The sequence below is a fragment of the Nonomuraea antri genome, from assembly GCF_013283785.1.
GTDB classification, from domain to species: Bacteria; Actinomycetota; Actinomycetes; order Streptosporangiales; family Streptosporangiaceae; genus Nonomuraea; species Nonomuraea antri.
In genome coordinates this window covers 1-9,454 of sequence record NZ_JABCPZ010000328.1, presented here as the reverse complement: position 1 = coordinate 9,454, position 9,454 = coordinate 1, and the positions used below count along the sequence as shown (strand labels likewise).

The following is a 9,454-nucleotide window of genomic DNA, read 5'->3' as shown; positions in this document are numbered from 1 at the left end:
GGGCGGGGCCGGGCGAGCGTGGTGGTGGACATGATCCCCGTTCAGGCAGGTACGCGTGGTGTGCAGGCACTCAGCCAAGCAGGGATGAAGTTCCAAGCACCGGCACATTTCGGACGCAACCACCGCACCGACCATCATCACTTCGACAGCACAACGGCGAGGGCATCCAACGCCTCGGCCCAATCGCCGAGATCGTCATGCGACCCGGATCCCCACCTGGCAATGCAAAGGCCATCCCCCAATGGCTGAGAGGTGGGCTTTGACCTGGGCGGGACGTTCACTTATAGGTCGACCTGAGGCTCACGACGGGACCGGTCACCTGCACGCGGCAATGTCGATGGTGGCACTGAACTCGACACCAGAGATTCACAGCGAGTCCCGGACCGCAGGCCTAACGGAACCATGACCTCGTGCCGACCCGCACGGACAAGACGAACGTGAGCAGCGCCGCGACCGCGACCGCGACCATGGTCGCCCCCCACACACCGGATACGAGTAGCAGGGCATACAGCAGCTCACACACGCTCGCCACAAGTCCAACAATCCACACCCATGTGCGTCCCGAAGCGGCAAGTCCGGCTGCCAACCCGAAAGAAAGCGCCAGCATTACGGACACGATGCTGAGCGGCGGAAATTGCAGCCACAGCTCGTTACTCATTGCGGCGCCGGCCAGAAACGGCTGGACGAGAGACAGAGCCCAGAAACTCATCTGCGTCCAGTTGAAAAGGCGTAGCACTTGAACGCCGCGGGGCATCAAAGCAACGCGGTGCGGCTCGGTCATGCGACGCTCCAGTGCGACGTCGGATAAGCACGTGTCCAGGACGATCCACAGCATGTCTCAAAAATCGACGGACTGGCTAGACCCGCAAATATCATCATGAAAATCGTGCAGGCAGCTTGAGGGACTATCCAGCAAAACCTTCGATTGGCTGTCCATGGCGCGCTCGCCCGATCCGGAAACCTCGGCCAGGAGCGGCCTGCCACCCGTGTCCTCTCACCGACACCCCGTTGCAGGCACCAGACGCGATCACCGGCCGGCCAGCCACGCATCTGCTGGACCGCAGCAGCGTCGTCGAGCTGATCCAGACCAAGATCGGCACTCTTCCCGAATCGCCCTGCGTTCCGGTGCGCAGCGTGCTGCTGGCGGTCCTGCTGGACGCCTACTACAACGGCAAACCGCCCTGGCCGAGGCCTGGCAGCTGGTCACCTTCAGCCTTGCCCCGCCCTGCAGGAGCATCTGGGCCTGCACCCGATCACCGCCGGTGACCCACATCAGGAGCCGGCCACCTCCCGGCGTTTCTACCGCGATTTGGCCGGATCACCACCGCGCTGGCCCCTGAGCGCACCAACCGCCGCGCCCCGCCTGCCCCAGCACCAGGCCGACCAGCACGCCGCCCTGGACAACGATTCCGAGCATCAGCGCAAATGCGAACTGCTGCAGACCATCGTCACCCGCCCGGTGCTCACCTCCGTCCGGCACCGCAAGGGCCGCCACCCTCTGAAGGACTACGAAAGCGACGTCGGCATCGACGCCACCGTCCTACCCACCTGGGCCGACCCGCCTCGCCCCGGCAAGGGGCCAGCCTCCACCGAGATCAACGCAGGCTGGCACTAATCCGAAGGCAACAACCGGCCTACCCTTCAGCTACAGCGCCACGCGGCCACCGCAGCCTGCACCCGCGTCACTCGCGGCAACTTTCCGCAACCGGCGCTCGGCCTGGTCGTCAATACCCCGCACCATTCTCCTGCCTGCGGGCGAATCCCTCCGGCCCTCCAGAAGCAAGAGCGACCCACATCTGCCCGCAGACCACCCTCGCCCTGCACCCCGACGATCCCGGCGCAAGGACAAGTTCCGGCAAGACCCGCACTACCTGACCTCGGCCTGGCAAGACGCCTACGAGTCCAATCAGGCCGACACCGAGAGCAGCAACGGCCTCCTCAAGAGTCACCACATCGACCTCAGCGACCCCAAACCCTGGCTCGCCCACGGCCGCATCGTCCAGACTCTGCTCACCGCACTCATGATCGCCGTCGCCAACGAGTTCATCCTGCTCACCTGGTGGCAGGCCCACGACCACCGCGAGCCTCCACCCGAGGACACCTATGCATCCGCGACACGAGATCCGGATCAGGACCCGCCGACCCGCTTCCGGACTCGGGGTTTCAGCAGTAATGCTGCGCTCGGGCCACGAATTCGGCGGTGGAAAGGAGAACATCAACGCCGCCGGACTGCTCGCCGCTGTGGTCTTGAATCACTATGCGTCCCGCTGTCTGTTTGGTTTTGGACGCGGTGGTGAAGGAGACGCGGAACGTCCCCCCTTGCGTTTTGGCGTGGTACGCGCCAGCGAGGTACTGATGGCCTGGCCGAAACTTCAAGTCCCCCTCAGCCAGGGACCAGCCTGGCGGGATCTTCTCCAAGTCCAGGAAGAGTGGCGATCCCGATAACTTTGGGGCTTTGAGGTCAGCTTGGTCCTCCAACTGACCGTTGACCCGCCGGTAGATGATCACGCCGGCCGGAGGCTGTTGACACCATGCCACGACCAGGGCCAGCCTCCCCTCGGCGTTGACCGTGATGCCGGTCAGCCCGGTCCTCGCAGGGCTGGTCGGAACGCAGCCCGTGAGTGTGGCAAGCACAAGAACACCCAAGCTGAGCCGGAGCGGAAGCCTGAGGCCAGACGTTCTCACTGGTCACACTTCCTTCGCGTAAATGCCATCAGGCGCCTCTCGGATCGACGTTTCTGCTCAATGAGATGCGTGGGACTCGAGAGTCGTTCGCCATAAATCTGTTCTTGCGCCGTCCTTGAGGTGGCTGCGGATAGCAGAAATCGCGTTCGAGTCCTTGCCTTGCCGCAGGCTAAAGGCAACGACTGCAGAAGAAGCTGCGGCCCTGCGGCAACTGGCCGATCTGCGTGGGCAGGTTGGGGTGCTCGAGCAGCGGCTGGGCGAGTTAGTCATCGCACGCAGGGTGGTCGAGCCGCCGGTGGCCGAAGTGACCCCGGCACCGGACTCGTCGCGACGCCGCCTTGACCGAGGCCTGCATCCCGTCTCGCCCAGACCAACTGGCGGTCTGGAGGTATCACCATCAGACCGGCGTGAGCTGGCCGGGGTGGACGAGCGGGTGGTGGAGGCGACGGCCAGCGCGGGTCGGCCGATGCGAGCCAAGGAGATCGCCCAGTCGCTGGGCGAGCCGCCGAGATCGGCCCCGTCCCGGGCCGCACGGCCCGCCGGTGCGCACGGTGCTGCTGGCGATGCTGCTGGGCGTCTACTACACCGGCAATGGTGTCCTGGCCGACGGCTGGCGGCTGGCCACCTTCGGCCTCGACCCCCGCCCCGCAGGAGAGCCTGGGCCTGAACTGGTCACCGCCAGCGACCCGCATCAGCAGTCGGCTTCGTCCCCGCCGCCTCTATCGGGCTTCGACCGCATCACCAGCGCCCTGGACCCCGACCGCGCCGACCGACGCGCCCGCCTGCCCCAGCAAGAAGCCGACCGGCACCCGCCACCTGGGACGATGACAAAGGACTGGATACCCCGCGAGTTGCGGCAAAGCTTCGTCTCGCTGCTCTCCGACTCCGGCATGCCCATTGAGGCCATTTCACGCCTGGTCGGACACCGCAACACCACTGTCACCGAGACCGTCTACCGCCAGCAACTCCGCCCTGTGCAACTGGAAGGCGCGAAAGCAATGGACGCGCTCTTCCCCGACGACTAACCAGAAGAGACACAACTCAATCGATCTCGCCACACGTAGACACCCGGCGAAGTCTCCTCGACCTCGCTGGGCCAGGCCTGACGCATTCGATCCAGACGCTCGCGATGGTCAACAACCCAGCCGGCGGCTCCATGCGCGCCCGCGACCTGGCCCTGGTCATGGACCTGCCCCTGAGCCAGAACAACATCCAGAACGTCCGCGCCAACTCAAACGCCTGGTCGGCTGCAGCATTCTCGTCGAGACCGAGCCCGGATTGTTCACTCAGCCTCGCCCATGACCCGAGCAGCGAGCCTTCGACCGGCCGATCTATCCCAACCCCGCCGGCGAAAGGGACATCACCTCGCGGGAACGCACTCTCAGCCTCAGAGACCCTGGCTCATTGGGGGTGGGCACCCAAGTCCCACACTCGCACGTCGCCGTAACTGTCCCCGGTGACAGCGGCCAATCTGCCATCCACTTCTCCGAGCGCGATAGTCAGGACAAAGCCAGTGTGTCCCATCCGCCCGCCCAGCGGTTTGCGCGTGTTCAGATCCCACGCCTGCAACGTACCGCCGCGGTCTTCGTCGTCACTGCCACCGGTAAGGGCGACCGGCCGGCCGTAGACTTCTGCAAACGCCACAGCCCCAACCGCACCGGTGTGGCCGGTCGGTATCGGTACACCGATGCGTTGATCGGTGGTCAAGTCCCACACCCACATCTTCTCGTCCGTACCGGAGACGGCGACAGGTCTACCGTCCACCCGCCCGAGCGCGACATCCCAAGCAGCAGTACCGCTGATCATCGGATCGCCTATCGGCTTACGGGTGGTCATGTCCCACATGCGGGTCGTATGGTCAATGCTGCCGGTGACGGCAACTGATCGACCATCCACCTCTCCGAGCGCGATATCCCGGACCATGCCGGTGTGTCCGACCAACGGTTCGCCGGAAGGTTTATGCGTGGCCAGGTCCCACACCCTCACAAGTGCCCCGTCGCGAGCGTTGCCCCAGCCTCCCGCAGCGACGACGACCGCTCGGCCGTCCACCTCCCCGATCGCTAGCGCTTCGACGCGTTCAACATCGTCGCTGAGCCGTATCGGTTCCCCGATGGGCTCGTGTGTTGCCAGGCCCCAGACCCGTAGGAGGCTGTCGTAGCCGCCCGTGACGACTACCGATCGGCCGTCAACTCTCCCGACCGCCAGCGCTGTGACACCATGCGGGTGGGCGAGAATCGGTTCCCCGATGGGCTGGTGTGTGGCCAGGTCCCATACCCGTACGGCGGGGTCGTCGTCGCTACTACCAGCGCTTACCGCGACGGGTCGGCCGTTCAATTCCCCCACCGCCACCGCCATGACAGGGTCGTCATGATGTCCCAGCAAATCCGAGGAAGGCCCCCCAGCGACGACCAACGACCCCAAAAGCGCCAGTGCGACAACCCACTCGAGGCTTCGACGAAACAATGATGGCCGCACCGATACGTTCGACATCCCCACGCTCCCGGTGGGAACCAGGTACCCAGCATCCCCAGAGGCTTGAGCGAAGGGGTCGGCTTGGTCGTCCACCAGGGGATGACCAACGCCCTGCCTGGTCGGACCGAGTCCAGACGCGTCGGAATCACCCACGTCCAACCGCCCCGGATCAGACACCACTCACCGTCCTTCTGGCCCGGCTCCTGCCTCAAGGGCGCCGGAGGAGTCATGCGACGACAGACGGCCGAGAGTAACGGGAGTGGTCTCAGGACGCCAGATCATGACAGCGGCTCGAACTCCTCCGAGGCTGAGCTTGAAGAGACGATCAGCACCGTAGTCACCCTGGAATGCAGAAGGCCGCCTCCCACAACCGGGAAGCGGCCTTCGGCTTTGGGTGGAGATGAGGGGATTCGAACCCCTGACCCCTTCGATGCGAACGAAGTGACGAACATGCGCCCGACCAGCGTGAACAGGACTTTAGCTGGTCGGGCGCATCCATGAGTCAAGAACGGGCCGTTCCCGGCCTCCCCTAGCCGTTCCTGGCCGTTCCTAGCCGCGATCTTCCCTCCCAAAATCCCCCCAACTTCTCCCCCACCCAGGATGCGACGATGGCGGCATGAGACTGTTCCGCCACATCAGGTGCCTCGACTGCGGCGAGCCCATCGATCGAGCGCTGCGCTACCTGCCGTTCCTCCGAACTCAGTCCCCATCCAAGGCCTACATGCACGCTGCCATGCACGCTCTCGACCACGCCGGCCTGCGATGATGACGGCATGAGTGACCACGCGAGCACGGGCCAGTGCCGGAACGCGGCCGACCGCCGCCGAGACGTCGCCGGCTACCAGGGGCCCGCCGTACTGATCCCCCGCGACGAGCCCGGCGAGTACCCCGTCACCATGCGCCTCTGGTCCTGGGACGAAACCGACTACGTCGAAGTGGACCTCGGCGAGTACGAACCGATCTCGCGTATCCGCGGCTGGACGGCCGAAGTCGAGGGGACACTCCCCGTGCCGCCGTACGCCGAGATGGTCGTGCACTTCCCCCGCGGCTACCAGCTGCCCGCCGGGCTCCTCTGCATCCACCGCAGCGGCCACCACCTCGACCAGTGGAGCGGCCACCTCACCGGCGCCGGTCGACCTCCCGCCTAACGGTCGCGGATTTGTCGTCTCGTGCCCACCCCTGACCGTGTGGGTGATTGACCTCCCCCTATTCGCCGTTCACCATCGAACCGACAGGAAATTCTCGAATACCGGGAGGCTCCGAGCATGAAACTCCGATTCCTCGGCAGCACATCAGACGACGGCCAATGCCCCACCCTGTACGAGACCGACCGCGGCACCTACGTCGTACAGGGCGACGTCGTCACCGACCCCGAGGCCCTCGCCGACCTGCGGAACATCCTGCCCGGCGAAACGTTCGTGGAGATCCCCAAGGACCTCCTACGCTTCGCGGAGGGGTCCGGGTGACCCTGCTCTCCCCAACGGAGTTCGGCGACCTCTGGGACACCTTCCAGCACACGGCGTTCAAGCTGGAGGTGCGCGACCGCTACGACGTGCCCTCCGAGCGAGAGTCGCTCGAGCGATTCCTCTCCGGACGACCGGACCCGGAGAGGGCGACCAGGCCATGGCTCGCCAAGATGAAAGCAGCGACCGGCGAGGGCAAACGCGTCGAGCGCGTGCGCGTGGTCACGGAGCCGCACAGCGACTATGTGAGGTGGCTCCTCGCTGGCGCACCACTGAACGCCGGGGCCGGTGAGGACATCCGGTACCTACCCCGGCCGCTCGCGGCGGAGATCGGACTCCCCGGCCACGACTTCGCGCTGTTCGACTCGGGCCGCCTGGTGCTGCTCAACTTCGACGCCGAGGATCGGCCACTCCAGCACGAACTGGTGACCGATCCCGACACGGTGCTGCGGCACTGCCAGTGGCGGGACGCAGCCTGGCACTACGCCACACCGTACGAGCAGTACGCAGGGGAGTAGACACCTCCCGTGGCGCGCGTACAAGAGGCCCGCGAGGCCCTCGGCCGCCAGCTCCGCGAGCTCCGTCAGCACGCCGGCTACACCGGAACGGCGCTCGCGGACCTGCTCGGCTGGCCACAGTCCAAGGTCAGCAAGCTGGAGACCGGCAGGCAAACGCCGACCGTGGACGACATACAGGCATGGACCCGCGCAGTCGGCGACGAGACCGCCGCGAGGGCGCTCCTCGGCCGCCTCGACGTCCTGGAGACGACGTACGCCGAGTGGCGCCGCCAGCTCGGTGCCGGAACTTCCGCGCGCCAGCAGACCAGCATCATCCTGGAGACCCAGGCCGCGCACATCCGCGCGTTCGAGACCACGGTGATTCCCGGCCTGCTGCAGACGCCTGACTATGCCCGCCACCGCCTCGCCCAGTCGATCGCCCGCCATGGCCTGCCCGACGACCTGGACGAGGGCGTACGGGTACGCATGCAACGCCAAGAGGTGCTGTACCAGCGCGGAAAACGCCTGCACTTCGTCATGACCGAGGCGGCCCTGCGCTACCGGCTGTGCCCGCCCGAGGTGATGGCCGGCCAGCTCGACCGCCTGATCGCGCTGTGCTCCATGAGCACCATCCACGTGGGCGTGATCGGATTCGGCGCGGAGCTGAGCGAATCCCCCAAGCACGGGTTCTGGATCTTCGACGATCAGCGCGTCCTCGTCGAGACCATCAGCGCCGAGCTGACTCTGACGCAGCCGCAGGAGATCGCCCTGTACGTCCAGGTCTTCGACCGGCTGGCCGCAGGCGCCAGCTACGGGGCAGAGGCCCGCCAGGTGGTGACCCGGGTCTTGGATGACCTGAGCTAGTCGAGAGAATTCTCATCCCCCTGACCTGCGGGAAGAGGATTCGAATATTCGAGAATAATCCTTGATGCTTCTCAGTTCTGGCTCCTAACGTCCGAGGTATGACCCTCCAGTCCCCCGAGCACGTCGGCTCAGCCGCTGGAGGCCGGTCGTGACCAGGGTGACGACTCGGCTGCGGCACCTCGACCAGAACCTGCGCACCGGCGAGGTGCGCCACGACCCGCTCGCGTTCGCCTGGCACGAACGCACCGAGACGCTGCGCCTGTCCTACGAGGACCCCACCGACAACGACTGGTGGTACGGCGTGCTGTGGCTACGGCACGGCACCGACATGACCGGCAGGCACCTGTGGAAAGCGGTCAACACTCCGCGGACTCTCGCGATGATGACCCGCCACCTGTGCATGGTGTGCAGCGCGTCATGCATGCGCAACGACCGCAGGATCTGGTGGCTGCTCGTCGGCGACTCCAGCCACGCCCCCGACGGCACGCCGATCACGAACCTGCCGCCGGTCTGCGAGGGGCACATCTCCGAGTCGCTGGCCACCTGCCCGCGGCTGCTGGAGCGGTCGCGGCTGATCAGCGTGGCCGGCACCGCGCCGTACGCGGTGACGGCCGACGTCTACGCCCCCGGCGCCGACGACGGGCCGACCAAGGTCCTGCACGAGCAGCACATCATCCTCAGCGAGGAGAACGCGCCCCTCCTGCGGTTCGCTCTGGCGAAACAGCTGTGGGTCACGCTCGACGATCTACGCGACGAGCCACTCATCCTGTCCGACTGGCACGAACATGTGGGGCGATCATCGTGACCATCAAGTGGGAGCCACACCACGCGCGAGGGTCGCAGACCCGAGTCCATGAAACCTCCTGCTGCGGCGCCTACGAGTGGTGCGCCGAGGGCGGCCAATACTTCGTCCTGCGCCACGTCGCCGGCCGGTGGGAGGAGACCGGCCGCGGCGTGTACGCCGCCGCTCGTCAGGTGTGGGACCATCTGCTCGCCAGGCACCCGCAGCGCTGCCGTAGAGGCAAGTTGCTCGCGTAGACCCCCGGCTCTCGTGTGCTCGCCAGTGTGCGGGAGCCGGGCCAGTTCGCCCCTGCCTGTCTTACCTCGGAGGGTTTCCCCAGGTAGGGGCGTTTGACGGCCGCCCTCGGTGGAGTGGCTGCCTCGTACCCGCCAGATTTTCGCGGTCTGGCGGGGGAGGTGGTGCTCCCCGGGGGCGGTCTTCTGCGTCTGGGCGGGGTGGACACGCCTGCGAGCCCCTGCTACTTTGTTGCTAGAGTAGACAAGGTTTTTCGAGGACTGCCCCACAACTGAATGCGGGCGGGAACCGGTGATTGAGCCCACCGGCCCCGCCCTGGCACGAAACCCCTGACCAGACCAGGAGAACGCACCGTGCGCAACCCTCTCATGCGCGTATTCCGCCGCGCCACCCCGACCACCAACCCCAAGCGGGCAAGGCCGCCCGCGCCCGCCGCC

At 66.2% G+C, this 9,454-nt stretch carries 12 protein-coding genes and 1 tRNA gene; 9 read left to right on the top strand and 4 right to left on the bottom strand.

Translation table 11 applies throughout. From position 1 onward, the window contains the following. Positions 1 to 391: 391 nt before the first annotated feature. Positions 392 to 835 (bottom strand): hypothetical protein, encoded by a 444-nt coding sequence (locus HII36_RS50835; protein WP_173530606.1) that lies wholly within the window; start codon positions 833 to 835, stop codon positions 392 to 394. Between the two features lie 474 nt (positions 836 to 1,309). Here HII36_RS50835 and HII36_RS50830 point away from each other — a divergent pair, with 474 nt between their 5' ends. Then, positions 1,310 to 1,615 carry a hypothetical protein gene (locus tag HII36_RS50830; protein ID WP_173530605.1) on the top strand — a complete coding sequence of 102 codons (306 nt, stop codon included), beginning with the start codon at positions 1,310 to 1,312 and terminating at the stop codon, positions 1,613 to 1,615. Positions 1,616 to 2,163: 548 nt separating this feature from the next. Here HII36_RS50830 and HII36_RS50825 read toward each other — a convergent pair. Continuing rightward, a complete protein-coding gene (locus tag HII36_RS50825) occupies positions 2,164 to 2,634 on the bottom strand; it encodes a hypothetical protein (protein WP_173530604.1) in 471 nt (156 codons plus the stop codon). A 593-nt stretch (positions 2,635 to 3,227) separates the two neighbouring features. On the opposite strand from HII36_RS50825, the gene HII36_RS57505 reads away from it, so the two are divergent. Next, positions 3,228 to 3,710, top strand: coding sequence for a hypothetical protein (locus HII36_RS57505; protein WP_236004951.1), 483 nt, complete (start codon positions 3,228 to 3,230; stop codon positions 3,708 to 3,710). 376 nt (positions 3,711 to 4,086) lie between these two features. Here the strand turns inward: HII36_RS57505 and HII36_RS50815 are convergent, their stop codons facing one another. After that, complete coding sequence (locus HII36_RS50815) at positions 4,087 to 5,040, bottom strand: WD40 repeat domain-containing protein (protein WP_173530603.1); 954 nt, start codon at positions 5,038 to 5,040, stop codon at positions 4,087 to 4,089. 512 nt (positions 5,041 to 5,552) lie between these two features. Further along, positions 5,553 to 5,624: transfer RNA gene (locus HII36_RS50810), tRNA-OTHER, on the bottom strand. Positions 5,625 to 5,773: 149 nt separating this feature from the next. Here HII36_RS50810 and HII36_RS50805 point away from each other — a divergent pair. The 7 genes from HII36_RS50805 (at position 5,774) to HII36_RS50775 (ending at position 9,019) form a co-directional block, all read left to right on the top strand. After that, the gene (locus tag HII36_RS50805; RefSeq protein WP_173530602.1) at positions 5,774 to 5,923 is read left to right on the top strand and encodes a hypothetical protein; all 150 of its coding nucleotides are present in this window, start codon (positions 5,774 to 5,776) and stop codon (positions 5,921 to 5,923) included. A gap of 7 nt (positions 5,924 to 5,930) precedes the next feature. Further along, positions 5,931 to 6,305, top strand: coding sequence for a hypothetical protein (locus tag HII36_RS50800; RefSeq protein ID WP_173530601.1), 375 nt, complete (start codon positions 5,931 to 5,933; stop codon positions 6,303 to 6,305). A gap of 117 nt (positions 6,306 to 6,422) precedes the next feature. Then, positions 6,423 to 6,623, top strand: a complete 201-nt coding sequence (locus HII36_RS50795) for a hypothetical protein (protein ID WP_173530600.1) — start codon at positions 6,423 to 6,425, stop codon at positions 6,621 to 6,623. Further along, on the top strand, positions 6,620 to 7,138 hold the full coding sequence (locus HII36_RS50790; RefSeq protein WP_173530599.1) for a DUF6879 family protein: 519 nt from the start codon (positions 6,620 to 6,622) through the stop codon (positions 7,136 to 7,138). Before HII36_RS50795 ends, HII36_RS50790 begins: the two co-directional genes overlap by 4 nt. Positions 7,139 to 7,147: 9 nt before the next feature. Then, entirely contained in the window at positions 7,148 to 7,981 is an 834-nt protein-coding gene (locus HII36_RS59030; RefSeq protein ID WP_173530598.1) for a helix-turn-helix domain-containing protein, read from the top strand. Between the two features lie 148 nt (positions 7,982 to 8,129). After that, positions 8,130 to 8,786 carry a hypothetical protein gene (locus tag HII36_RS50780; RefSeq protein WP_173530597.1) on the top strand — a complete coding sequence of 219 codons (657 nt, stop codon included), beginning with the start codon at positions 8,130 to 8,132 and terminating at the stop codon, positions 8,784 to 8,786. Next, positions 8,783 to 9,019, top strand: a complete 237-nt coding sequence (locus tag HII36_RS50775) for a hypothetical protein (protein WP_173530596.1) — start codon at positions 8,783 to 8,785, stop codon at positions 9,017 to 9,019. The genes HII36_RS50780 and HII36_RS50775 overlap by 4 nt, the downstream gene beginning before the upstream one ends. The last annotated feature ends 435 nt before the right edge of the window (positions 9,020 to 9,454 follow it).

What these genes read in the sequence shown, in the direction of transcription:
- HII36_RS50805 (WP_173530602.1), top strand. Translation starts at nt 5,774, where the DNA reads ATGAGACTGTTCCGCCACATCAGGTGCCTCGACTGCGGCGAGCCCATC.
- HII36_RS50835 (WP_173530606.1), bottom strand. Translation starts at nt 835, where the DNA reads ATGCTGTGGATCGTCCTGGACACGTGCTTATCCGACGTCGCACTGGAG.
- HII36_RS50800 (WP_173530601.1), top strand. Translation starts at nt 5,931, where the DNA reads ATGAGTGACCACGCGAGCACGGGCCAGTGCCGGAACGCGGCCGACCGC.
- HII36_RS50795 (WP_173530600.1), top strand. Translation starts at nt 6,423, where the DNA reads ATGAAACTCCGATTCCTCGGCAGCACATCAGACGACGGCCAATGCCCC.
- HII36_RS50815 (WP_173530603.1), bottom strand. Translation starts at nt 5,040, where the DNA reads ATGGCGGTGGCGGTGGGGGAATTGAACGGCCGACCCGTCGCGGTAAGC.